General features: G+C 65.5%; 23 protein-coding genes. 11 read left to right on the top strand and 12 right to left on the bottom strand.

What is annotated here, in order from left to right:
* Positions 1 to 19: 19 nt before the first annotated feature.
* From DSAT_RS05015 to DSAT_RS05005, 3 genes are all read left to right on the top strand, one after another.
* On the top strand, positions 20 to 1,666 hold the full coding sequence (locus DSAT_RS05015; protein ID WP_020886507.1) for a glycosyltransferase family 39 protein: 1,647 nt from the start codon (positions 20 to 22) through the stop codon (positions 1,664 to 1,666).
* 243 nt (positions 1,667 to 1,909) lie between these two features.
* On the top strand, positions 1,910 to 2,149 hold the full coding sequence (locus DSAT_RS05010) for a type II toxin-antitoxin system Phd/YefM family antitoxin (protein ID WP_020886506.1): 240 nt from the start codon (positions 1,910 to 1,912) through the stop codon (positions 2,147 to 2,149).
* On the top strand, positions 2,146 to 2,562 hold the full coding sequence (locus DSAT_RS05005; RefSeq protein ID WP_020886505.1) for a type II toxin-antitoxin system VapC family toxin: 417 nt from the start codon (positions 2,146 to 2,148) through the stop codon (positions 2,560 to 2,562). The genes DSAT_RS05010 and DSAT_RS05005 overlap by 4 nt, the downstream gene beginning before the upstream one ends.
* 234 nt (positions 2,563 to 2,796) lie before the next feature.
* Here the strand turns inward: DSAT_RS05005 and clpB are convergent, their stop codons facing one another.
* The 3 genes from clpB to DSAT_RS04990 are packed head-to-tail and all read right to left on the bottom strand — an operon-like array spanning position 2,797 to position 6,768.
* The gene (gene clpB / locus DSAT_RS05000; RefSeq protein ID WP_020886504.1) at positions 2,797 to 5,406 is read right to left on the bottom strand and encodes an ATP-dependent chaperone ClpB; all 2,610 of its coding nucleotides are present in this window, start codon (positions 5,404 to 5,406) and stop codon (positions 2,797 to 2,799) included.
* A 33-nt stretch (positions 5,407 to 5,439) separates the two neighbouring features.
* Positions 5,440 to 5,742 carry a chaperone modulator CbpM gene (locus tag DSAT_RS04995; protein WP_020886503.1) on the bottom strand — a complete coding sequence of 101 codons (303 nt, stop codon included), beginning with the start codon at positions 5,740 to 5,742 and terminating at the stop codon, positions 5,440 to 5,442.
* A 12-nt stretch (positions 5,743 to 5,754) separates the two neighbouring features.
* The gene (locus tag DSAT_RS04990; protein WP_020886502.1) at positions 5,755 to 6,768 is read right to left on the bottom strand and encodes a DnaJ C-terminal domain-containing protein; all 1,014 of its coding nucleotides are present in this window, start codon (positions 6,766 to 6,768) and stop codon (positions 5,755 to 5,757) included.
* Positions 6,769 to 6,885: 117 nt separating this feature from the next.
* On the opposite strand from DSAT_RS04990, the gene DSAT_RS04985 reads away from it, so the two are divergent.
* The 6 genes from DSAT_RS04985 to DSAT_RS04965 all read left to right on the top strand — a co-directional run bounded on the left by DSAT_RS04985 (position 6,886) and on the right by DSAT_RS04965 (position 10,282).
* Positions 6,886 to 7,983: a polysaccharide deacetylase family protein gene (locus DSAT_RS04985; protein ID WP_020886501.1), complete on the top strand. Its 1,098-nt coding sequence runs from the start codon at positions 6,886 to 6,888 to the stop codon at positions 7,981 to 7,983.
* Positions 7,984 to 8,014: 31 nt separating this feature from the next.
* A complete protein-coding gene (locus tag DSAT_RS04980) occupies positions 8,015 to 8,704 on the top strand; it encodes a Smr/MutS family protein (protein ID WP_020886500.1) in 690 nt (229 codons plus the stop codon).
* A 216-nt stretch (positions 8,705 to 8,920) separates the two neighbouring features.
* Positions 8,921 to 9,193, top strand: a complete 273-nt coding sequence (locus DSAT_RS04975) for a hypothetical protein (RefSeq protein WP_020886499.1) — start codon at positions 8,921 to 8,923, stop codon at positions 9,191 to 9,193.
* Between the two features lie 122 nt (positions 9,194 to 9,315).
* On the top strand, positions 9,316 to 9,597 hold the full coding sequence (locus DSAT_RS15095) for a helix-turn-helix domain-containing protein (RefSeq protein ID WP_020886498.1): 282 nt from the start codon (positions 9,316 to 9,318) through the stop codon (positions 9,595 to 9,597).
* 75 nt (positions 9,598 to 9,672) lie between these two features.
* Positions 9,673 to 9,912 (top strand): helix-turn-helix domain-containing protein, encoded by a 240-nt coding sequence (locus DSAT_RS04970; protein ID WP_020886497.1) that lies wholly within the window; start codon positions 9,673 to 9,675, stop codon positions 9,910 to 9,912.
* A 70-nt stretch (positions 9,913 to 9,982) separates the two neighbouring features.
* Entirely contained in the window at positions 9,983 to 10,282 is a 300-nt protein-coding gene (locus DSAT_RS04965) for a helix-turn-helix domain-containing protein (protein WP_020886496.1), read from the top strand.
* Between the two features lie 4 nt (positions 10,283 to 10,286).
* On the opposite strand, the gene DSAT_RS04960 is transcribed toward DSAT_RS04965, so the two are convergent.
* From DSAT_RS04960 to cdaA, 6 genes are all read right to left on the bottom strand, one after another.
* Positions 10,287 to 10,547, bottom strand: coding sequence for a SemiSWEET family sugar transporter (locus DSAT_RS04960; protein ID WP_020886495.1), 261 nt, complete (start codon positions 10,545 to 10,547; stop codon positions 10,287 to 10,289).
* Between the two features lie 92 nt (positions 10,548 to 10,639).
* Positions 10,640 to 12,982: a replication restart helicase PriA gene (gene priA / locus DSAT_RS04955; RefSeq protein WP_020886494.1), complete on the bottom strand. Its 2,343-nt coding sequence runs from the start codon at positions 12,980 to 12,982 to the stop codon at positions 10,640 to 10,642.
* A gap of 86 nt (positions 12,983 to 13,068) precedes the next feature.
* The gene (galU, locus tag DSAT_RS04950) at positions 13,069 to 13,938 is read right to left on the bottom strand and encodes a UTP--glucose-1-phosphate uridylyltransferase GalU (RefSeq protein ID WP_020886493.1); all 870 of its coding nucleotides are present in this window, start codon (positions 13,936 to 13,938) and stop codon (positions 13,069 to 13,071) included.
* 34 nt (positions 13,939 to 13,972) lie between these two features.
* Entirely contained in the window at positions 13,973 to 15,328 is a 1,356-nt protein-coding gene (gene glmM / locus DSAT_RS04945; RefSeq protein WP_020886492.1) for a phosphoglucosamine mutase, read from the bottom strand.
* Positions 15,329 to 15,364: 36 nt separating this feature from the next.
* Complete coding sequence (locus tag DSAT_RS04940) at positions 15,365 to 16,282, bottom strand: CdaR family protein (RefSeq protein ID WP_020886491.1); 918 nt, start codon at positions 16,280 to 16,282, stop codon at positions 15,365 to 15,367.
* A 2-nt stretch (positions 16,283 to 16,284) separates the two neighbouring features.
* The gene (gene cdaA, locus DSAT_RS04935) at positions 16,285 to 17,028 is read right to left on the bottom strand and encodes a diadenylate cyclase CdaA (protein ID WP_020886490.1); all 744 of its coding nucleotides are present in this window, start codon (positions 17,026 to 17,028) and stop codon (positions 16,285 to 16,287) included.
* A gap of 342 nt (positions 17,029 to 17,370) precedes the next feature.
* Between cdaA and DSAT_RS14805 the strand changes: the two genes are divergently transcribed.
* Positions 17,371 to 18,378 carry a PEGA domain-containing protein gene (locus tag DSAT_RS14805; protein WP_020886489.1) on the top strand — a complete coding sequence of 336 codons (1,008 nt, stop codon included), beginning with the start codon at positions 17,371 to 17,373 and terminating at the stop codon, positions 18,376 to 18,378.
* 3 nt (positions 18,379 to 18,381) lie between these two features.
* Here DSAT_RS14805 and folP read toward each other — a convergent pair whose 3' ends face one another.
* Complete coding sequence (gene folP, locus DSAT_RS04925; protein ID WP_020886488.1) at positions 18,382 to 19,224, bottom strand: dihydropteroate synthase; 843 nt, start codon at positions 19,222 to 19,224, stop codon at positions 18,382 to 18,384.
* A 12-nt stretch (positions 19,225 to 19,236) separates the two neighbouring features.
* On the bottom strand, positions 19,237 to 21,390 hold the full coding sequence (ftsH, locus tag DSAT_RS04920) for an ATP-dependent zinc metalloprotease FtsH (protein ID WP_020886487.1): 2,154 nt from the start codon (positions 21,388 to 21,390) through the stop codon (positions 19,237 to 19,239).
* Between the two features lie 154 nt (positions 21,391 to 21,544).
* Here ftsH and DSAT_RS04915 point away from each other — a divergent pair, with 154 nt between their 5' ends.
* Entirely contained in the window at positions 21,545 to 22,123 is a 579-nt protein-coding gene (locus DSAT_RS04915; protein ID WP_020886486.1) for a manganese efflux pump MntP, read from the top strand.
* A 107-nt stretch (positions 22,124 to 22,230) separates the two neighbouring features.
* Here the strand turns inward: DSAT_RS04915 and argH are convergent, their stop codons facing one another.
* Positions 22,231 to 23,628, bottom strand: coding sequence for an argininosuccinate lyase (gene argH, locus DSAT_RS04910; RefSeq protein WP_020886485.1), 1,398 nt, complete (start codon positions 23,626 to 23,628; stop codon positions 22,231 to 22,233).
* Positions 23,629 to 23,631: the final 3 nt, after the last annotated feature.

Genomic DNA, 23,631 nt, shown 5'->3' with positions numbered 1-23,631 from the left:
AGCGCGTATATCCCGCCCCATGATGAACGTGCTGCGCTTCTTCTGGGAACTGGCCCGCTCGCGGCCGTTCCTCTTTCTGGCCCTGCTCTTGGCGGTGCAGACCTTCGCCATGTTCGGCGGCCGCGCCCTGTGGTTCTCCGACGAGGTGCGCTACGCCGCCGCCTTCGCCAACCTCCTCGACGGGCACTGGCTGGTGCTCTACCTGAACGGGTCCATGTACCCGGACAAACCGCCCGTCTATTTCTGGTTCCTGTGGCTCATCGGCCAGTTCACCGGCGGCGCGACGCCCACGACCTTCTTCATCGGGGCCGCCGCGTCCACGCTCGCCGCCCTGTTCGCGGTCTGCCTGCTGGCTAGGCGCGTGGCCGAGGCCTCCAAGGACGCCACGCTCCTGGCCGGCCTGATCCTGCTCTCGACCTTCTATTTTGTCGGCTTGGCCCAGTATTCACGCATGGACGTGCTCTTCACGGCCTTCATCCTGGCCGCGCAGGTGGCGCTCTACCTTGGCGTCAAGGAAAACGCGCGAAGCTTCCTGGTGGTGCTTGGTTTCGTGCTCATGGGCGTGGCCGCGCTCATCAAGGGGCCGTTCGGCGTGGGCCTGCCGCTTCTGGCGATCCTCGTCTTCCTGGCCTGGCAAGGGCGGCTGCGACGGCTTTTCCGCCTCGACTTCGGCTTTGGGCTCTTCCTGCTCGTGGCCATCGTCGGCGCGTGGGCCGTGGGCGCGCACCTAAGCGAAGGCCCGGCCTATCTCGACAACATCCTGAACAAGCAGATCTACCAGCGGGCCGTGCGCTCTTGGCATCACGACCACCCCTGGTGGCACTACCTGGCCACGCTGCCGCTCGTCTGGCTGCCCTGGACGCTCATCCTGCTCGTCCTGCCCTGGCGGCGGTTCAGCGTCGAAAAGCTCGTGGACCTCTGGGCCACGCGGCGCGAGGCCGGGGGCAAGGCATTTTTGTGGTGCGCCTTCCTCTCGCAGTTCGTGCTGCTTTCGGCCGTGCACACCAAGATCGTCATCTACGCGCTGCCGCTCTTCGCGCCCGCGGCCATACTCGTGGCCATGGCCATCATGGACATGCCCGAGGAGAAGAGCCGCCGCTTCTGGGGACTCACGGCCGTGGTCATGGGCCTCATCGCCCTGGCCGTGCCGGTCTTCGAGGTGGCCTCGCCCTGGCCCATTCCCGTAGGCGGCACGGGGCTGGCGTTTTTGTGCCTCGCGGCCACGGCCGGGGCCGTGTGGCTCGCGCGCGGCATGGACAGCCAGCTTCCAGCCTTCGTCCTGGCCCTGGGCGTGACGCTGACCCTCTTTCCCGTGGGACGGCTGACCATCCCCACGCTCGATCCGGCCATGAGCCCCAAGGCCCAGGCCGAGACCATGGGCATGTACGCGAGCGCGGGCTTCGCACCGGCGGCCTTCAACGTCTATCCCGGCATCTACCAGTATTATCTGCGGCCCTTCACGCCGCAAGGCCTGTACATGGAGACCAAGGACGAGGCGGTTCTGGAGCAATTCCTGGCGGACAACCCAAAGGCCGCCGTGGTCTTGCGCACGCGCGACTTCGAGCGCCTACGCGAGCGCTTCGCCACCCTGCGGCCGGTGCAGGAGCAGTGGATCGTGGACCGGCCCTACGTGCTGGCCATCCAGGGCGGCGAAGGACCGCCCTGACAGGCCGCCCCATCTGCCACGCTCCGGCGATGCGCAAACACACCATGAAAACGGCCGGGCGTCCCGAGGGAGCCCGGCCGTTTCGCGTGGCGGTGTGGGGTTGGCGCGGGAAGCAGAAAAACTCATCCCGCTTGTCCCTCCGGATGCCCTGCCACGGAAACACGCGGTTTTGCACCGAGGCGCTTGCCGGATGTGCGGACATGGTTTAAACTGGTTTCAGACTGGTTTAAACTGGAGGCCGCCATGCGGACAGTGGGCGCATTCGAGGCCAAGACGCATCTTTCCGCGCTGCTCGACGACGTGGCCGAGGGCGAGCAGGTGGTCATCACCCGCCACGGAACCCCCGTGGCCCGGCTCGTTCCCGAGGGCGGGCCGGACGTGGCCAAGGCGCAAAGGGCCGCCGAGGCAATGCTCCGCGCGCGGGCGAAGCACCGCCTCGCGGGCATGGACTGGCGCGAATTGCGCGACGAGGGCCGGAAATGAGCGCCTTCGTGGCCGATTGCTCGCTGGCCATGGCTTGGTGCTTCGAGGACGAGGCCTCGGCCGCGGCGGACGAACTCCTCGCCCGGACAGTGCGACATGGCATTGTGGTTCCGTCGCTGTGGCGGCTGGAGGTCGCGAACGTGCTTCTCGGCGCGACGCGGAAAGGAAGACTGACGCTGGCCGACGCGCGCGCGTTTCTTGGACAGCTCGACAACCTCCCGATCCACGAGGACGAGGGCACCGGCCGCCAAGCCTTCGGTGAGACCATGGCCCTGGCCGCGGCGCACGGCCTCACGTCCTACGACGCGGCCTACCTGGAACTGGCCATGCGCGGCGGCCTGCCCCTGGCGACCCGCGACCGCGCGCTTATCCGCGCGGGCCGAAACGTCGGCCTGGAACTGCTGGGGTGCTGATCTTTTTGATCCGCCCGCAGATTATCAAGCTGCTTCGCAGGCCGGTCAAAAAGCTCCAGATGCAAGGCGCAAGGAAAGTTCAAGGCCGACGCGTATCAAAGAATACGCGAGGATTTGAACTTTTCGCGGCAACGCAGCAGATGGGGCTTTTTCAGCGGCCCGCACCATGAAAACGGCCGGGCGTCCCGAGGGAGCCCGGCCGTTTCGCATGGCGGGGTGGTTTGGCAAGCGGGATCAGGCCGCCGAGAAGGTCAGGCCGTCCTCGGACGCGCCCACGGTCACGCTCTGGCCGTCCGAAAGCTCGCCGCCGATGATCTTGCGCGCCAGCGGCGTCTCCAGGTGCATGGCCACGTAGCGCTTGAGCGGCCGCGCGCCGTAGACCGGATCGTAGGCCGCCTCGGCGATGAAGCGCACGGCCTCGTCCGAGAGCACGAGGTCGATCTTGCGCTCGGCCAGACGCTTCTTCAGGCTCTCCACCTGAAGCCCCACGATCATCTTGATCTGCTCGGGCAACAGAGGCTTGAAGAGCACGGTCTCATCCACGCGGTTCAGGAACTCGGGCCGGAAACCGCGCCTGAGCTCAGCCATGACCTGATTGCGCACGCCGCTTCTGAAGTCGCCCTCGGGCGTGATGCCTTCGAGCATGTACTGCGAGCCGATGTTCGAGGTCATGATGATGATTGTGTTCTTGAAGTCCACGGTGCGGCCCTTGGAATCCGTCAGGCGGCCGTCGTCCAGGATCTGCAAAAGCGCGTTGAAGACGTCCGGATGCGCCTTCTCGATCTCGTCGAAGAGCACTACGGCATACGGCTTGCGGCGCACGGCCTCGGTGAGCTGCCCGCCCTCGTCGTGGCCGATGTAGCCCGGAGGCGCGCCGATGAGCCGGGCCACGGTGTGCTTCTCCATGTATTCGCTCATGTCCAGGCGCACCATGTTGTCCTCGGAGTCGAACAGCGCCTCGGCCAGGGTCTTGCACAGCTCGGTCTTGCCCACGCCTGTGGGACCGAGGAAAATGAACGAGCCGATGGGCCTCTTCGGGTCCTTGAGCCCGGCGCGGGCGCGCAATACCGCGTCCGCCACGGCCTGCACGGCCTCGTCCTGGCCCACCACGCGCTCGTGCAGCACGTCGGGCAAGCGCAAAAGCTTCTCGCGCTCGCCTTCCATGAGCCGCGAAACCGGGATGCCGGTCCAGCGGGCGATAATCTCGGCGATGTCGTCCGGCCCGACCTCCTCCTTGAGCAGGCGGCGACAGGTCTCGGCCCCCTCGTCCTCGCACCCTTCGGCGGCCGCAAGCTGCTTTTCGAGCGCGTGCAGCTTGGAGTAGCGAAGCTCGGCCGCGCGGTTGTAGTCGAGCGCCCGTTCCGCCTCCTCGATTTCGAGCCGGGTCTTCTCGATCTCCTCCTTGATCTTGCGCACGCCTTCGATGCCCGCCTTCTCGCGCTCCCATTGGCGCATCAAGGCGTCGCGCTGCTCCTTCTGGTCGGCCAGTTCCTTTTCGAGCTTGTCCAACCGGTCGCGCGACTTCTCGTCGGTCTCGCGCTTCAGCGCCTCGCGCTCGATCTCGAGCTGCAGCACGCGACGGTTGAGCTCGTCCAGTTCCGTGGGCATGGAGTCGATCTCGGTACGGATCATGGCCGCGGCCTCGTCGATGAGGTCGATGGCCTTGTCCGGCAACTGGCGGTCCGTGATGTAGCGGTGCGAGAGCACGGACGCCTCCACGAGCGCGGCGTCTGCGATGCGCACGCCGTGGTGGACCTCGAAGCGTTCGCGCAGGCCGCGCAGGATGGAGATGGTGTCCTCCACGCCCGGCTCCTCGACCAGCACGGGCTGAAAACGGCGCTCGAGCGCCGGGTCCTTCTCGATGTTCTTGCGGTATTCGTCGATGGTCGTGGCGCCGATGCAGTGCAGCTCGCCGCGCGCGAGCATGGGCTTGAGCAGGTTGCCCGCGTCCATGGCGCCCTCAGCCTTGCCCGCGCCGACGATGGTGTGGATCTCGTCGATGAAGAGGATGATGCGGCCCTCGCTGCCCTGCACCTCCTTGAGCACGGCCTTCAGCCGCTCCTCGAACTCGCCCCGGTACTTGGCGCCCGCGATGAGCGCGCCCATATCGAGCGAGAAGATGGTCTTGTCCTTCAGCCCCTCGGGCACGTCGGCCTTGAGGATGCGCTGGGCCAGCCCCTCGACGATGGCGGTCTTGCCCACGCCCGCCTCGCCGATGAGCACGGGGTTGTTCTTGGTGCGGCGCGAGAGGATGCGCACGCAACGCCTGATCTCGGCGTCGCGGCCGATGACCGGGTCGAGCTTGCCCTTGCGCGCCTCGTCCACCAGGTCGCGGCCGTATTTCTTCAGCGCCTCGTAGGTCTCCTCGGGGTTGGCCGAGGTCACGCGCTGGCTGCCGCGCACCTGGGTGAGCACCGCGAGCAGCTTGTTCGCGTCGAGGCCGAAGGTCTTGTTCACGCGGCCCACCGGCGTGTTGGGCGGCAGGTTGCACAGGGAAAGGAAGATGTGCTCGACCGAGGTGTACTCGTCGGTCATCTTGCGAGCCATCTGCTCGGCCGCGACCAGCACCTCCTGCAACTGGGGCGTGATGAAGACCTGCCCCGGCTGAGCGCCCGGTCCCGTGACCTTGGGCAGACGCGAAAGCTCCTCCTCCACCGCCCTGGCGTAAGCGGCGGGGTTGTAGCCCGCCCGCTCCAGAAGGCTCTGGGCCAGGCCGTTCTCCTGCTGCACCAGGGCCAGGAGCAGGTGCAGCGCATCGATCTGCTGATGCCCGAAGCGCACGGCCACGTTCTGGGCCTCGGACACGGCCTCCTGGGATTTCTGCGTGAACTTGTTCAGATCCATGGATTCTCCTTTCGCTCCGTGAAGATTCCCGGGCTACACGAGCCGCCGCAGTTCGGCGATCTCATTTTGCAGCCGCTCGATGCGATCGAGCAGATCGACGACGATGGTCCCGGCGATGGTGGACATGCCGATGTCGTTGCACAGCCGGTTCAGCTTTTTCATGCGATAGACGTCCGTGAGCCGGAAAAGATAGTCCTGGCCGCTTTGCACCGGTTCGATCCAGCCCAGTTCGATGAGTTCGGCGATGCGGTCGCCGCCGATGCTGGCCATCTCAATGACCTGCGCCCACGCAATGAGCCGGGAGCGGGCCGGAATGCTCGTATCGCCTCGTATCATGACGGCATGCTCCTAGAAGTTGCGGGGGTTGAAGCCGGAAAGGCCGCGCAGCCGCTCCCACAGTTCCTTTTCCTCGTCCGTCTCGGCCTTTGGGGCCTTGACCATGACGCGCACGAACAGGTCGCCGCGCCCGGCCGGCCCCGAAAGGCCCTTGCCGCGCAGGCGAAGCTTCTGACCGCTGCCCGCGCCTGCGGGAATGCGCATCTCCACCGCGCCGTCGAGCGTGGGCACGCGCACGGTCGCGCCGAGCGCCGCCTCCCACGGGGCAAGCGGCAGATCGAGGACGAGGTTCACGTCCTCCACGGCGAACAGGTGATGCGGCAAAAGGTTGACCTTGAGGTAGAGGTCACCCGCCGGGCCTCCCAGGCCGGGGTTGCCCTGCCCCGCCAGCCGGATGCGCTGCCCCTGGCGCACGCCGGGCGGGATCGAGATGGAGAGGGTCTTCACGGCCATGCGCGGCATGCCGTCCGGGCCTGCCTCCTGCACCTGGAGCGAGACGGATTTCTTGCCGCCCTTGTACGCCTCTTCCAGGGTCAGATCGAGCACGGCCTCGACATCGCTGCCGCGCCTGGAGCGCGGGCCGCCGGAGTAGGTTCCCCCGCCCGCGCGGCCGCCCATCTGGCCGAAAATGTCCTCGAAGCCCGCGTGGCCTCCGGCGCTTCTGCCGCCCCGGGCCGCGCCGCCGAAGAGGAACTCGAAGAAGTCCGAGAAGTCGGCTCCCGCGCCGCCAGGGCCGCCGCCGCGAAACTGGAAGTGGGCGTTCTCGTAGCCCGGAGGCGGCCTGAAGTCCTGGCCCTGCTGCCAGTTGGGCCCCAGCGAATCGTAGAGCTTGCGTTTTTCGGGGTCCTTCAGCACCTCGTAGGCCTCGTTGGCCTCCTTGAAGCGTTCCTCGGCCTGCTTGTCGTCGGGGTTGAGGTCGGGGTGATGCTTTCGGGCGAGTTTCTTGAACGCCTTGGAGATCTCTTCCTGGGTGGCGCTGCGCTTGACGCCGAGAATGTCGTAGTAGTCCTTGTATTTCACGCTCATCTTCAGTAGCACTCCTTGGAACGCGCGCGCCTCGTTCCTTTCCCGGTCGCATGGTCGGTTCCGCGCATGAACGAACGATAAGCGCGATCACAGTCCTGTCAAGAATCTGACAAGCCCATGAAGCAAAGTCTGCCCGTCCTCCTGCACCACCACGTCACGGCGCGACGCGACGCGATCGCGGTTTCGCCGGAAAATTTCGAGGCCCAGTTGAAGGCCTTGTCGGCCGCTGGGTTCCGGGGCGTGTCCCTCGCGGAGGCGCACGCGTTCCTGGTGCGCGGCGTGCGACTGCCGGGCCGCCCCTGTTTGATCACCTTCGACGACGGCTACCTGGACAACGCCACCAATGCCTGGCCCCTACTGGCGCAATACGGCCACAAGGCAGTGGTCTTCGCCGTGACCTCGCGCCTGGAGCACGGCCCGGCGCGTCCCACTCTCGGCGATGCGCGCGCGGGTCGCGTGGCGTTGGACGACCTGCCCAACGTCACGGATCATCTGGTGACCGGCGAGCATGGCCTGTGGGAACGCCGCGATCAATTCCTCTCCTGGGATGAGGCCAGGGCCATGGAAGCCTCTGGCGTCGTCAGCGTGGAACCACACGGCCACAGACACGCCTCCGTATTCTGTAGACCCGATTTCCAGACCTTTTTCAAGCCCCGCAACAAGAAGCGGACCTTCGACGACATCGAGACGCGCACGGTCTTCGGCCTGCCCCGCTTCGAGGAAGGGCCGAGCCTGTCTTCCAGGGCTTTTCTGCCTGCGGACGAACTGTATGATCTGGCGCTGCGCGAGACGCCCCAGGACACGGGCGAGGCCCTGCGGTTCTTCGCCGATTCCCGCAACGAGGAGCGGCTGCGCTCCAAGGTCTTGGCCATTCCCAGGGAGCGATGGGGGCGTTTCGAGACGGACGACGAGTACGCAGCGCGCGTACACGAGGAGCTTGCGCCGAGCATCGCGGCGATCCGGGAAAACCTCGGCCGCGCGCCCGTGTCCCTGGCATGGCCGTGGGGCGCCTTCACGGAAGCGGCCCACGAAATCGCGCGCGGGCTTGGCATCGAGATGTTCTTCTGCACCACGCCGGGAGCCAACCCGCCCGGCGCGGCCGCCCACGTCAACCGCTTCAAGGTGCGCGACAAGGGCGGCGCGTGGCTGCGCTCGCGCCTGGAGATTTACTCGCGGCCCTGGCTCGCCCAGGCCTACGCCACGGTCCGGCGCTGAGCACGGATACCCCGGAATCACGACGAACGCCATGAACAATCCCTTCGAGAAGCTCAAGAAGCTGAAGATCAAGCCGAAGAAGGCTGCAAAGCCGCCCGAGCCGTCCAAGAAATCGGAGCAACGATCCGAACCCGACGAGGATGCGGTCTTCGCGGCCGCCATGGGCGGGGTGAAGCCCATCGCGGGCGGGGGCCGCGACGTGGCCCCCGACGCGCCGCCCCGGCCGCCGCTGCAACAGCCCGAGGACGACGGGGCCACGACCATGGAGAAGATCCTCGACGGCCGCATCGACTTCGATCTGGAGTTCAGCGACGAATACATGCACGGCCAGGTCAAGGGCCTGGATTCAAAGATATTTCGCCGCCTCAAGGCCGGTCAATTCGCCGTGGAGGCGCACCTGGACATGCATGGCATGACCCTGGAGCAGGCCTACGACGCCCTGCTCTTCTTCCTGCGCGAGGCGTATTTTTCCGGACGGCGCGTGGTGCTGCTCATCCCCGGCCGGGGCAAGGGATCGCCGCAGGGGCTCTCGCTTCTCAAGCGCGAAATTCAGCACTGGCTGACGCGCGAGCCGCTCAAAAGGGTCGTGCTGGCCTACTGCACCGCCCTGCCCAGGCACGGCGGCGCGGGGGCGCTCTATGTCATGCTGCGCAAGCAACGCAAGGACATGGGCAAGGTGGCCTTCGACCGGGGCGCTTTCTGGTCCGAGGACCAGTTCTAGCAGGCCGTCCTAAAAACACCATCTGCTGCGTTGCCGCGAAAAGTTCAAACCCTCGCGTATTTGGTAATACGCGTCGGCCTTGAACTTTCCTTGTGCCTGACATCTAGCGCTTTTTGAACGGTCTGCGTTCCGCAGACTTCGCACCGCCTGTCACGAGTTCGGCACCATGTCCGTTCACAATTCCCGGCCACCACCAGTCAATGCCGGAGAACGCGCATGGCCGACAAACCCGCCACCATCACCCCGCGCCTCAGGTGTCTGCTCGGCTGGACCCTGATCCTCGTGGGCCTGCCGCTGTACGTCCTTCCTCTCCCCCTGGGGGTCCCGCTGATCGTGCCGGGCGTGCTGCTCGTGATCTCCGGCTCGGCGGGCATGCGACGCCGCTTCGTAAGTATAAAACGTTTTTTTCCTGGTGCTTACGAGAAATTCAAACTGATCCGGAAACGTTTTCTCCCCGGCAACGGAAGAAACCGGAACGGCCCGCGCTGATGCCCTTGCACGCGTATTGGACATTACTGGTATTTTTCATAAACCCCATTGCGGCCGGGACATCATTTTCGTATGGTCCCCGCGGGTGAGGAGGAGGAACACGCACTAGGTAAGGACACGTCATGTCAGACAAAAACTCTTTCCCCAAAGCGACGGGCCGTACCGCCGCTCGGGGAGCCGGGCGTCTATGCCTCGACCTGGGGAAGGTTGATCGCAAGACGGCTCTGCGGACTTGGCTCATCTACCACGGAATTTCCGAAAAAGAGATTGCCGAGAAATTGAGCGTCAGCCCCTCGACTGTTACTAGGCTTTTGTCCGGTGAACGGCGTTCCCAGGATCTGATCGACAAGCTGGCCAACTTCGGTATCCCTCCGGTACTTCTCGCACCATCTTCCGAATCATGATAAAAGCCGTTTTCGACGCATTTTTTCAACCGCCGGGGGGTTCAAGAAAGGTCAATTTTTTGCCATAATGGAGTCATGGAACTCGTGCTCGACCTCTCTCAAGTTGAACGCGAAACCGCTCTTCGCACTTGGCTGGCCTATCACGGCATCGGCGAAAAACAGCTTGCCATCCAGGTCGGCGTCTCCCCGTCTTCTATCACACGCATCATCAAGGGCGAGCGCGCCTCGCGCGATCTCGTCGAACGCCTTGTCGGAGTCGGCATCCCTGCCAGTCTCTTGCCCGAGCCGGGCCCGGGCCGCCCGCCCCGCAGATAATCGTTCGACACGTAATCTCGTGGCGATTTTCCTCTTCCAAAACTGGCAATAATTTGCCAGAATAATCGCCATGGCACTTGTGCTCGACCTTTCCCTCATCGACCGAGAGCGCGCAATCGGCGCGTGGCTTGCGTTTCACGGCATAACCAAAGCCGACCTCGCCCGCGAGGTTGGCGTCGACCCATCCTTCATCACCTATGTCGTGCAGGGCAAACGAAAGTCTCGCCGCATCCACGCAAAACTCCTTGAGATAGGCGTTCCCAAGGAACTTTTGCCCGATCCGGGCAATGGCCCTGGCAGACCTCGCAAGAGCCGCGTCGTGAGGAAATCCGGCAGCGGGCTGGGGCGGCCGGGAAAGAAAAGATCCTGATCTCTCAACGAAAAACGAGCTTCATCGCCAGCATGGCCGCGACCAAGACAAGGGTCACGCCATTGGCCGCCACTACGGGCCAGTCTCCCACCAGCAGCCCATAGGCCAGCCAGGAAAAAACCCCGCAGGTCAGCACTGCGTACATGCCGAGCGAAATGTCGCTCGCGCTGCGGCTGCGCCACGTCTTGACCACCTGCGGAACGAAGGCCGCCGTGGTCATGGTCCCGGCCGCGAAACCAAGCATCTGAACCCATTCTTGCGCCATGCGCGTCACCCTCGTTCCGTTTCCTGAAACAACGGGCCGCCAGACAGGGATTCGTGCGGCAACGCAGCAGATGGTGCTTTTGGGGCAGCCTGCTAGAGCATGTTCACCGGGTCGAGATCCAGCGAGAGCCGCACGTCCGCACCATGCGGGACCATGGCCCGGCCGCGCAGGTACAGCTCCCGAATTTCGGGCCATCCGGAGGCTTTGACCAGACACTGGAATCTGCGTCTGCCCTTGAGTTGCGACAGGGGCGCGGGCGCGGGGCCGAGGAGCATGAGCCCCTTTTCGACTGCCACGGCCCGCAGCTCGGCGGCGATGGCGGCGACGAGATCGGGGCCAGCCGGATCGTCATGCGCGTGGGAGAGGCGTATGAGTCCCAGCCGCACGAACGGAGGATAGCGGAAGCGCCGCCGAAGTTCGATCTCGCGCGCATAAAACCCCTCGTAGTCGCCGGAGAGCACGAATCCCCAGAAAGGATGGTTCGGGCTCCTGGTCTGGATGAGCACGGAGCCGGGCTTCTCGCCACGCCCGGCGCGACCCGAGACCTGGACCAGGAGTTGAAAGATGCGTTCCGTGGCCCGGTAGTCGGGCAGGTTGAGCCCCATGTCCGCGTCCACGGCCACGGCCAGGGTCACGCCAGGAAAATGGTGTCCCTTCGAGAGCATCTGCGTGCCCACGAGCACCTGCGCGCGACCGGCCGCGAAGTCGGCCAGGATGCTCTCCATGCGCTCCTTGCGGCGGGCGGCGTCACGGTCCAGGCGCAGGACCGGTGTGTCGGGGGGCAGGATGCGGCCGAGCATCTCTTCGAGCTGCTCCGTGCCTTCGCCCATGGGCAGGTAGGAAGACTGGCCGCACGTCCCGCAGGGCGAGGGAAACGGCATGGACAGGCCGCAGTAGTGGCAGACGAGCCGTTCGCGCGCCTTGTGGTAGGTCAGGGCCACACGGCACTCGGGGCACTGCACGGCCTCCTCGCAGGACAGGCAGTACATGACCGGAGCGTAGCCGCGCCGGTTGAGCATGATCACGGCCTGCTCGCCCGCGCGCACGGTCGCGTTCAAACGCTCGATGGTCTCGGGTGCAAGCGGTCCCTGGCCGCTTTTGGCGTCGATGGGGACCAGTTCGACCGAGGGCAGTCTGCCCGCGCCTGCGCGGCGCGAGAGGCGCAACAGCGGCATGGCCCCGCTGGCTGCGGCATAAAAGGTCTTCAGATCCGGCGTGGCCGAGCCCAGCACGAGCAGCGCGCGCGAGCGCATGGCGCGAAACCAGGCGACATCCTTGGCCTGGTAGACCAGCCGCTCGTCCTGCTTGAATGACTCGTCGTGCTCCTCGTCCAGGATCACCAGCCCCAGGTTCTGCAAGGGCAGGAAGAGCGCCGAACGGGTGCCCACGACAAGGCGGGGGCCTTTTTCCGAGGCCTCGCCGAAGAGCGTCTCGCGGCGGCCGGGCGGCAGGTAGCCGTGATAGATATCCACCCGAAATTCCGGCAGCGCCTCGCGCGCGGCGCGATAAAGGGCCAGGCAAAGCGCCACCTCCGGCGCGAGCAGCAGCGCTTGGCGACCCTGACGCAGGCACTCGCGGATGAGGCGCAGATAGACGAAGGTCTTGCCGCTGCCCGTGACGCCGTACAAGAGCCGCGCCGCGCCCTGGTCGCCGCCAAGCGCGGCCGAGAGGTCGCAAAGGGCCGCCTCCTGATCGGGCGTGGGCGTCATGGCGTCCAAGCAGGAAAGATCGGATGGCGGCTGCAGGCCGGGTGGTCTCTCGTCTTCGGGCCAGGGACCGACCTGAACCAGGCTTCGGCTCTCCAGGGTGGCCAGAGCCGCCTCGTGCCCCGGCCCAAGGGCCGCGAAAAGCTGCTCCTTGCCCACGGGCCCGGTGTCGTAGAGGAATTCGAGAACCCTTGCCTGGCGGATCGCCCCAGGCCTCACCGGCCACGGCGGGTCAGCCAGAAGACGCACGCAAATGTCGTTCTCGCGACGCACCCGGACCTGCATGCGCCCCTGGCCCCAGGCAGCGGCGAGACGAGCGCGGATTTCGGACGGCGCATTCGCCAGATCGCGGGTCGTGAAAGAGCGGCCAAGGCCTGGCTCGCGCACTGAAAACCGCGCCTGGGCGCTGCGAAATCCCTTGGGCACGATGCCGTGCAGCACCTGGCCGAGCGGTTCGGCCAAGCGCGCGGACAAATTCGAGGCCATCTCAAGATAGTCCACGCCGAGCAACGGTTCGCGCTCCAGGGGCCAGAGCAGGGGCTTAAGCGTCACGTCGGCCGGGGGCTTGGCCTCCGGCCCGAGCACGACGACCACGCGAAACCCGCCCGAGAGCGGCGCCAGGGCGCGCGTGCCGGGCGGAAAAGCCCCGCGCGGCAGATGCGGCGGAAGCGAATAGGTGAGTTGCGAGAAGGGCGGGCTCGGCAGGACGACCCGGACGCATTCGGACATGGCGGAAAACGACGGTCAGAGCCAGCCGCGGCCGGCCTCGCGAGCATGGCGATTCGCCGCTCGCGAGGCCGGAGCATGGCCGGATGCTAGCTGCACGAGAGCAGCTCCCGCAGACGATGCACGAGGTCGTCGCGCAGATCCTCGTCGTGCAGGCCGAAGTAGATGTTGGCAGTGAGATAATCCACCCAGTCGCCGACGTCGAAGCGCTGGCCCCTGATCTTGACCGCCAGCAGGCGGTTCTGGGCGGCCAGCATCTGCAGGGCGTCCGTGAGCTGTATCTCGCCGCCCACGCCCGGCTTGACCTGGTCGAGGAGCGGGAAGATGTCGGGCGTGAGCACGTAACGGCCAATCACCGCCATACGCGAAGGAGCCTCAGACACGGGCGGCTTCTCCACCACGTTGCGCACGCGGTAAAGGCCGGGCGCGAACTCGTCGCCCGCGATGATGCCGTAGTTGGAGACCTTGCTCCTGGGCACCTCCATGACGCCGACCACGGGCAGGTTCTCCGCCCTGGCCACGTCGATGAGCTGCTTGATGCCGGGCTCGGCGCCGAACATGAGGTCGTCGCCGACCATGACCGCAAAGTTGTCGTTCTTGACCACCTCGCGGGCGCAGAGCACGGCGTGGCCAAGCCCGAGTTGCACCTTCTGGCGCACCGAGATGATGTTGACCATCTCGGCCACAGCCCGGATTTCCTCCAAAAGCTTGGTCTTGCCCGCGCGGGCGAGGAGGTTTTCGAGAACCAGGTTGTAGTCGAAGTGGTCCTCGATGATCTTCTTGTCCTTGTTGTTGATGAAGACCACGGTGTCCAGGCCGGAGGAGATGGCCTCCTCCACGACGTATTGCACGGTGGGCTTCTTGTAGACCGGCAGCATCTCCTTGGGGATGTTCTTGGTGGCGGGAAGCGAGCGCGTTCCCCAACCCGCGACGGGAATGACGACCTTGTTGATGAGCATGAAGTTCCCCTTTGTTCAGCTATGATTCACGGTTTCAGCGCAGATGCGCCTCGCACGCGCCGGCTATGTCCGCCGCCAGGGAGCTGACCAATTCGTGGTCCTCGCCCTCGACCATGACCCGAACCTTGGCTTCGGTTCCCGAGTAGCGCAGAAGCACCCGTCCCTTGTCGGCCAGGCGGCGTTCAGCCTCGGCCACGGCCGCCCCGACCTGGGGCGCGTCCTCGAAGGGAACCTTCCTGCCCACGGGGACGTTCAAAAGCACCTGCGGGAAAGGTTCGAGCAGATGCGAAAGCTCGGAAAGCGGCTTCTGCTTGGCTACCATTATACGCAATAGCTGCAGCGCGGCAAGGATGCCGTCTCCGGTGGTGGCGAAATTGACGAAGATGATGTGGCCGGACTGCTCGCCGCCGAGCACGGCTCCCTCGCGGCGCATGGCCTCGGCCACGTGGCGGTCGCCCACGGGCGTACGCAGGAGCCTGCCGCCGCGCTCGCGCATGAAGATTTCGAGCGCCATGTTGCTCATCACCGTGGCCACCAGGGTGCCGCCGTTCATCTCGCCGCGCTCCATGAGATCTTGGGCGCACAAGGCCATGATCTGGTCGCCGTCCAGCACGACGCCCTTCTCGTCCACGACGATGATGCGGTCCGCGTCGCCGTCCAGGGCGATGCCGATGTCCGCGTTCACCTCGCGCACCTTGGCCGCGATGACCTCGGGATACGTCGAGCCGCAACGGTCGTTGATGTTTTTTCCCGTGGGATCGCAGCCGATCTTGACGACCTTGGCTCCGAGTTCCTCGAAGACCAACGGCGCGACCTTGTAGGCCGCGCCGTTGGCGCAGTCCAGGGCGATGGTGAGCCCTTCCAGGGTGCGATCCTGGGGAAAGGCGTTCTTGACCGCCACGATGTAGCGGCCCGACGCGTCGGCGATGCGGTGCGCGCGGCCCACCGCCTCGGGCTCGGGATAATCCCACTGGTGGAAACCGTCGGCGAGCACCAGCTCACTGATCTGCGCTTCCATTTCGTCGGGCAGCTTCATGCCCAGGGCGTCGAAGAACTTGATGCCGTTGTCGCAATAGGGATTGTGCGAGGCCGAGATGACGACGCCCGCGGCCGCGCGCATGTTGCGCGTCAAAAACGAAATGGCCGGGGTAGGCAGCGGCCCCACGAGAAAGACATCCATGCCCGAGGCGCACAGCCCCGAGGTCAGGGCCGTTTCAAAGACATACCCCGACAACCGCGTGTCCTTGCCGATGATGATGCGCTTGTGCGGCGTGAGGGACTTGAAGACCCTGCCAGCCGCAAGGCCGAGCCTAAGCGCCACCTCGGGGGTCATGGGCCATTCGCCCACCCTGCCCCGCATGCCGTCGGTGCCGAAAAGCCGTTTATTCATCTGCCTTCGCTCTCCTTCATTATCCTGCCCCGCAAATCACTGGGGCCCGGAAGCCTGGGGTTCCGGAAACCTTACGCGCACCCTCTCCGGCCGGGCTTCGATGACCCGCGTGTACGCAGGCAGGTCGTACACAAGCACGACCTCGCGCTCGCCGGGCGAAACGTCCGTGCCCGGCGCAATACGTATCCTGACATCGTTACGAAATTCCTGATCGCGCGCCAAGTATTCCGGCAATTCGAGATGCAGCCGGACATGGGTCGGGTCGATGCGGACTTCGGGCATTCCCGGAGGAGATTCCACGGGCAGCCGCACCCACATCTGGGTGGTGATGGGTCCGATCATCACCCTGGCCATGACTTGGGATGGATCGGCTTCCACTCCCTCGGGCAGGTTCAGGGGCAGTCTGCGTTCCACAGTTTCGGCAAGCTGCGCGTCCAAGTCGAAGGGCTTGGTCGCAAGATCGGCAAGTCCCTCCACGACCGACTGCGGACCACGCACCCGCACCGCAGCGGGCACGAGCCGAACGTCCTTCAGCTCAAATCCGTCCCGCAGTTCTCCACGGGTCACGGGACGCACGTCCACGGTCTTCTCGACCACGGCGTCGGCGATCAACGTCAGCCGCGCCGGTTTGATCTCAAGCGGGGTGATGGCCCCGGAAAGGGGAATGGCCGCCGGGTTGAGGACGATGACGTTCTCACCCGCGCGGATATCGGAAAGATTCAGCACATAGACGAGGTCCGCGGGATTGATGTTGCGCATGAGCCCCTGCGGCCCCCGGATGCGAGCCTCGAGCCGTGAGGGCAGGCCCTCCATGACCACGAGTCCCTTGGGCGTGTTGGCGCTGACCACGTAGACCTCTACCCATACCTCCACGCGCTCGCGGCCGGAGACGAGGTACCAGGAGAGCATGGCCAGAACCAGGGCCAGCATCATGTATTGCCAGTTGCCGCGCACGATCAACTCTCCAGGGCTTCCTTGACCTTGCCGTGCAGCGCGGATTCGGTCAGGCCGTAATAGATGCGCCCCTGGGTGACCAGGGATATCTCGCCGCGCTCCTCGCTGACCACGAGCACCACGGCGTCGCTCTCTTCGGTGAGGCCGATGGCCGCACGGTGCCGTGTTCCGAAGGCCGTGGAGAGCTTGGCGTCGTGCGTCAGGGGCAGGATGCAACTCGCGGCCGAGATGCGGTCGTCCTTGATGATCACCGCGCCATCGTGCAGCGGGGTGTTGTGATGAAAGATGGTCTGCAAAAGCTCGGCGCTCACCATGGCATTGAGCGCGACGCCCTTCTCGATGAATTCGCCAAGCGGCACGCGCCGCTCGAAGACCACGAGCGCCCCGGTGCGGGTTTTGGCCATGGCCGTGAGCGCCGCAAGCACCTCGGCCAGGGTCTCTTCGGCGACCTTCTTGGTGAACCAGAAACGCAATTCGCCGATGTTCGAGAGGGCCTTCCTGATGTCGGCCTGAAACAGGATGATGATGACCAGGAAGATGGAACCCAGGAAGTTGGCGAGAAACCAGTTGAGCGTGTAGAGCCCGGCCTCGGCCGAGACCCAGTACAGGGCGAGCACCAGGATCAGGCCGTAGATCACCGGCACCGCCCGCGTGCCTTTCAGGAGCAGGATAAGACGATAGTAGATGATGGCCACGAGGCCGATGTCGAGAAGTTCTCGCCAAGCGAATTGCGTGGTGTCGAACATGCGGGGGAAAAAGCCCTCTCCGCTTGATTGGGGCGCGGCGCATAGGCCTTTCGGAATGTCGTCCCGCCGCCCGCGCGGTATTAATAAATCTAGCGCGTCGGGACCTCGAAAGCAAGAACAGTCGTGAACGCGACTGAACGAATCCGGATTTCCCCGAACAGGACAACCGCCATTCTACGGCATGAAAGCTATCCGTCCCAATGCCCAACGATCACCCCGTTTTCCTGCCGGGAAAGCCAGGGCAAGCTCCGAATTCATTTCTGGTAATGAATCCAGCATAATGCTACAGATTCTCCGCGCGTAAGCGCCATGTGCTCCAATAAACTGCGGAGGGAGGGTCCAATGTTCAAACACGCCGTCCTAATCCTCGGCGTGCTGCTGCTCACCAGTTGCGCGCCCAAGGTCGCCATGCAAACGGTTCCCGTCTCCACGGACCCCGTCGGGGCCGAGGTCATGGTCAACGGAAAGCCGGCCGGAACCACGCCGTGCCAAGTGAGCCTGGAACGCAACCAGGACCACATCCTGACCCTGACCAAGGATGGCTACCGGCAACAGGACGTGGTCATCAAGCGCCAGTACCAGACCGGCAAGGTACTGGTGAACGCCATTAACCAGGGGGCCCAATCCGGAAAATTCTTCAACAACGCCTGGATGGGAGCCAATGCCGGGGTCATGTCCCTCAACAGCCAGGAGGAAACCGGCGAGGCCTACGTGCTCACCCCCTCCACTGTCAGCCTGCGTCTGACGCCCACGGGCGGCTTCCCGGCCCAGCATTCCCCCGCGCAGGCGGACGAGGCTCTGGCCTCCCCGTTCTCGCCTCTGGACGTCATGAGCGTGAGCGACCAGCAGATGCTGGAGAACGCCCTTGAGCTTTGCCCAACCGGCGAGACCAAGACCTGGACCAACTCCGAAACCGGCACATCTTTCTCCATGGTGCCCGAGGACGCCACGCAGGACGAGTCGGGCAACATCACCCGCTGGTTCACGCTCGGCGCACGGCAGCAGGGCCATACGTCCACCAAGCATTACCGCGCCTACCGGGCGGGCAAGGGCGAATGGACGTTGAGCGTGCCCGAAAGCGGCGGCTCCGCCGATCCCGGAGCCGACGAGCTCACCAGCCGCGAGACGCTCCGGGCGCTCGGGCAGCTCTCCTGGCCCAGCGCGGGCAAAAGCTGGGACCTCGGTTCGTCCGGCTCAAGCCACACCCACACCAGCACCACGCAGACCGAGAGCGGCACCTCGACGACCACGACCACCACCTCGACCAAGATGTCGGTCAAGGCTGGCGTGAACGTCAGCCCCGGTGCGGTCTTCAGCGTCCTCGACGCCCTGACGGGACTGGGAAACTAGACTTCACGCCCGAGCCTTCATGGCCTCGGCGAGGCGCAGGGCCGTAACGGCCGGGGCGACCTCATGCAGCCGATGGATGCGCACGCCGCGCGCTTGCAAAAGCGCGCTGGCGATGCGCGTGGCCTCCTGCCGTGCATCGGGCTCAAGGCCCAAAAGCTTGCCGAGCCAGCTCTTGTTGGACAGCCCCATGTAGATCGGCCGCCCAAGGCTCATGAACTCCTCGACGCGGCGAAAGATGGACAGGTTGTGCTCCAGGGTCTTGCCAAAGCCGATGCCCGGATCGAGCACGATGCGGTCCTCGGGCAACCCGGCGCGCGTCAATTGTGCGAGGCGCTCCTCGAAAAAGGCCCTGATATCGTCCACGACGTCCACGTAGCGCGGATCGATCTGCATGGTGCGCGGTTCGCCCTGCGCATGCATGAGCACATAACCGGGCTTCTCCTGGGCCAGAACGTCCATGAGCGCGGGATCGAAGCGGCAGGCCGAGACGTCATTGACGATGGCCGCTCCTGCCGCGAGGCACGCGGCGGCCACGCTCGCCTTGGTAGTGTCGATAGACACGGGCGCTGCGGACGAAAGCGCCCGCACGACCGGCAGAACACGGGCAAGCTCATCGCCCGCGTCAACGGACTCGGCCCCTGGCCTGGTGGACTCGCCGCCCACGTCGAGCACATCCGCGCCCTCGGCGACAAGCCGCCTGCCGTGCGCCACGGCGGCCTCGACTCCGGCGTGCCGCCCGCCATCGTAGAACGAATCGGGCGTCACATTGAGGATCGCGCACACGACAAAGGGGGCGGGTCCGAGAACCCTGCCCCCCGAAAGCGTCCAGGTGACGGAAACGGTCATGCCAGCACGTCCCTAGTGAACCTTCTTGTCGTCGTCTTTGTCGGACCAGGTGAATTCGTCCTTGTCCGCGTCTTTGGTCCCCCCGCCGGAAGGTTGTGTACCCTCGGACTCCTGCCCGGATTCCCCGGCGGACGACTCGCCGGGTTCCTTGTCGTGGGCCAGGGCGCTGCCAAGCGTTCCAGCCGAACGGCGAGGTTTGGGTTCGGACGGCGCGGCGTCCTCGTCTTTCGCTTCCGTGGCATCCAAATGGTCCTTAAAGCTCGAAGGTTCCTTGGAGGAAGCCTCCTTCTCGGGAGCGGCCGGACCTTCGGCTCCCCCGCCCGACTGCGGCCCTGTGCCGGAGCCGCCGTTTTTGGGCATGGGCGGCAATTCCTTGCCCTCCATGAGCAGGTCGATGTCCGCGCCGGTGATGGTCTCGCGTTCGAGCAGCGCGGCCGCGATCCTGTGCATGACCTCGGCGTTCTCCCCGAGGAGCGTGCGGGTCTTCTCGTGCGCCTCGTCGACGAAACGGCGCACCTCGGCGTCGATGAGCCGGGCGGTGTCTTCGGAGTAGTCGCGGTTATGGATCAACTCCTTGCCCAGAAAGACCTGCTCGGAACTGTCGCCGAAGGCCAACGGCCCGAGCTTGTCGCTCATGCCGAAGTTGCGCACCATGCGCCGGGCGATCTTGGAGGCGCGCTCGATGTCGTTGGTGGCACCGGTGGTGATCTCGCCGAGGAAGAGTTCCTCGGCCGCGCGCCCGCCGAGCAGGACCACGAGTTGGTTCATGAGGTACTGTTTGGAGTAGCCGTGGCGGTCGTCCACGGGCAGTTGCTGGGTCACGCCCAGAGCCATGCCGCGTGGAATGATCGTCACCTTGTGCACGGGGTCGGTGCCGGGCAGAAGCTTGGCCGCCAGGGCGTGGCCCGCCTCGTGGTAGGCCGTGACGCGCTTCTCTTCCTCGGAGAGGATCAACGAGCGGCGTTCTTTGCCCATGAGCACCTTGTCCTTGGCTTCCTCGAAGTCGAGCATGTCCACTTCGTTCTTGTTCAGCTTGGCGGCGTGCAGCGCGGCCTCGTTGACCAGGTTCTCCAAGTCCGCGCCGGAAAAGCCCGGCGTGCCGCGCGCGATGACTTCCAGATTCACGGACGGATCGAGCGGGGTTTTGCGCGTGTGCACCTGCAGGATGCGGGTGCGGCCGCGCAGGTCGGGCGTAGGCACCACCACCTGGCGGTCGAAGCGGCCGGGACGCAGAAGCGCCGGGTCGAGCACGTCGGGCCGGTTGGTGGCTGCGATGAGAATGACGCCCTCGTTGGACTCGAAGCCATCCATCTCCACGAGCATCTGGTTCAGGGTCTGCTCTCGCTCGTCGTGACCGCCGCCCAGGCCAGCGCCACGCTGGCGTCCCACGGCGTCGATCTCATCGATGAAAATCAGGCAGGGGGCGCTCTTCTTGCCCTGGGTGAAAAGGTCGCGCACGCGGGCCGCGCCCACGCCAACGAACATCTCCACGAAATCGGAGCCGGAGATGGAAAAGAACGGCACGCCGGCCTCGCCAGCCACGGCCCGGGCCATAAGCGTCTTGCCGGTGCCTGGAGGGCCGACGAGCAGCACGCCCTTGGGGATGCGGCCGCCAAGACGCGTGAATTTCTTGGGATTGGAGAGAAACTCCACGATCTCGGAGAGTTCCTCCTTGGCCTCGTCCACGCCCGCCACGTCGGCGAAGGTGACCTTGGTCTCCTCGGCGGTCATCATCTTGGCCCGGGAGCGGCCGAAGGACATGGCTCCGCCCTTGCCTCCACCGCCGCCCTGCATCTGACGCATGAAGAAAATCCACACGCCGATGATGAGGAGCATGGGGAACCAGTTGAGGAGCAGGCTCATGTACCAGGGCACAGATTCGGCCGGTTCGGCCACCACCTGCACCTTATTGGCGAGAAGCTTGTCCACGAGCCCCTGATCGCGGGGCGCGAAGGTCCCGAACCGGCGGCCGTCGATCATCACGCCGCTGACCTGATCGCCCTGTATCTTCACCGAGGCGACCTGGCCGCGCTCCACGGACTGTATGAACTCGCTGTAGGCGAGTTTGGTCTCGGTGGCCGGGGGCTGGTTGAACATGTTGAACAGAACCACCATCACCAGGGAGATGGTGATCCAGAGAATCAGATTCTTGGTGACGTTGTTCACGTCGGAACTCCTTCTCAATAGACCGCGCGCGTCTCGCCCGGCCGTCGGATACGAGCGATTAGTAGTAATACCTCAAGCGCCCGGTGGCAAGGCAAAGACGCCGCGTGCGGGTCTCGCCTTGCCATGTGCGGGGATCGGCGCTACCACGCCCCGGATGAGCGGCGCGGAACTGTATCTCGTTGCGGTGGCCCTGGCCATGGACGCGTCGGCCGTGGCCCTGGCTGCGGGCATCTGCCTGCCCCAGGTCACCTGGCGCCACACCTTCCGGCTGGCCTGGCATTTCGGGCTGTTCCAGGCGCTCATGCCGGTGCTCGGCTGGCTGCTCGGCCTGTCCTTCCGCTTCGCCGTGGAAACCTTCGCGCCCTGGATCGCCTTCGCGCTGCTGGCCTTCGTGGGCGGCCGCATGGTCAAGGAAGGGATGTCCGGCGACAGGGACGAGGAGTGTCCGCGTAAGGACCCCACACGCGGCAGGACGCTGATCGTGCTTTCGGTGGCCACGAGCATCGACGCCCTGGCAGTGGGGCTCTCCCTGTCCGTGCTCGGCGCGCCCATCGCCATGCCCGCCGTGGTCATCGGGCTGACCTGCGCCGTCTTCACGGCCGCGGGCCTGCACCTGGGCCGGCTGGCCGGGCGCGTGCAAAGGCTCTCGCACTGGGCCGAGGCGCTCGGCGGCCTTGTGCTCATCGCCATCGGCCTGCGCATCCTGTGGGAAAACGGCGTCTTCGGCCGCTGAAAAGGTCCCGTCCGCCGCGTTGCCGCGAAAAGCGGCTTTGCCAGTAATCCGCGGCGTCTTCGGCATCCGATCCGGATTGCATCGGGTCCGGCGGCCCGCGCCGCGCATCAGGAAGACGAAGTCCCCTGCTCCGCGGCGCAAAAGGCGCGCACGGCCGCAAGCTGCGCGGCCACGCTCGCGGGACCGGTGGAGCCCGGCGTGACGCGGCGGGCCACGGCGTTGGCGTAATCGAGAACCGTAAAGACATCCTCACCGATCAGCGGCGAAAATCCCCTGAGTTCTTCCAGGGAAAGGTCTTCGAGACCGACGCCCCGCCCTTCGGCGTGGGCCACCGCCCGGCCGGTGACGTGGTGCGCCTCCCGGAAGGGAAGCCCCTTGCCCACGAGGTAGTCGGCCAGCTCCGTGGCATTCAGGAAGCCGCGCGAGAGCGCCCGGGCCATGGCCTCGGGCACGAAGCCCATGCGCTCCATCATGCCCGCCATGCAGGCCAGGGAAAGCGAGACCGTGCGGTCGGTGTCGAAGAACGGCTCCTTGTCTTCCTGCAGATCCCGGTTGTAGGCCAGGGGCAGCCCCTTCACCGTGGTCAAAAGGCCCATGAGCGCGCCGTAGACCCGACCGGTCTTGCCGCGCATAAGCTCGGCCACGTCCGGATTCTTCTTCTGGGGCATGATGCTCGATCCCGTGGCGTAGCCATCGGGCAGGCGCACGAAGCCGAAGGCCGGGTTGGCCCAGATAACGATCTCCTCGCACAGGCGCGAGAGATGGGCCATGATCAGCGAGCCGACGAACAGCGCTTCGAGCGCGAAATCCCGGTCCGAGACGGCGTCCATGGAGTTCTGGAAGACGCCGCGAAAACCCAGCTCTCGCGCCACGGCCCCAGGGTCGAGCGGATAGGTTGTTCCGGCCAGGGCCGCAGCTCCAAGCGGCGAAACGAGAATTCGGTCAAGGGCGTCGTCGATGCGCTCGGCATCGCGCATGAACATGGCGCAATAGGCCAGCAGATGATGAGCCAGGCTCACGGGTTGGGCAGGCTGCATATGCGTGCAACCGGGTAGAAGCGTCTCGCGGTGCTCCTCGGCCCTTTGGGCCAGGACCGCCACCAGGCGACGAAGCCCCTCGCGCCAGGCCGTGAGCCGCGCGGCCGTGTGGATGCGGAAATCGAGCCCCACCTGGTCGTTGCGGCTGCGGCCGGTGTGCAGCTTCTTGCCCGCCTCGCCGATTATCTCGGTCAGGCGCGCCTCGATGTTCATGTGCACGTCCTCGCGCTCTGTGAGGAACGTGAACGAACCGGATTCGATCTCGGCCTTGACCGCATCGAGTCCTTCGCGGATGGCGCGCGCCTCGTCGGCCGTAAGCACGCCCACGGCCGCAAGCATGGCCGCATGAGCCCTGGAGCCCGCGATGTCGGCCGCGTACAGCGCGCGGTCGAAGCTCACGGACTCGGTGTACTCCTCCACCAGGGCCTCGGTGGTCTCGGCGAAGCGGCCGCCCCAGAGCTTGGACATGAC

The sequence above is a fragment of the Alkalidesulfovibrio alkalitolerans DSM 16529 genome (assembly GCF_000422245.1).
Taxonomy (GTDB): Bacteria; Desulfobacterota; Desulfovibrionia; order Desulfovibrionales; family Desulfovibrionaceae; genus Alkalidesulfovibrio; species Alkalidesulfovibrio alkalitolerans.
Note: the sequence above shows the minus strand (reverse complement) of the source record. Positions and strands in the feature narration are given on the sequence as shown.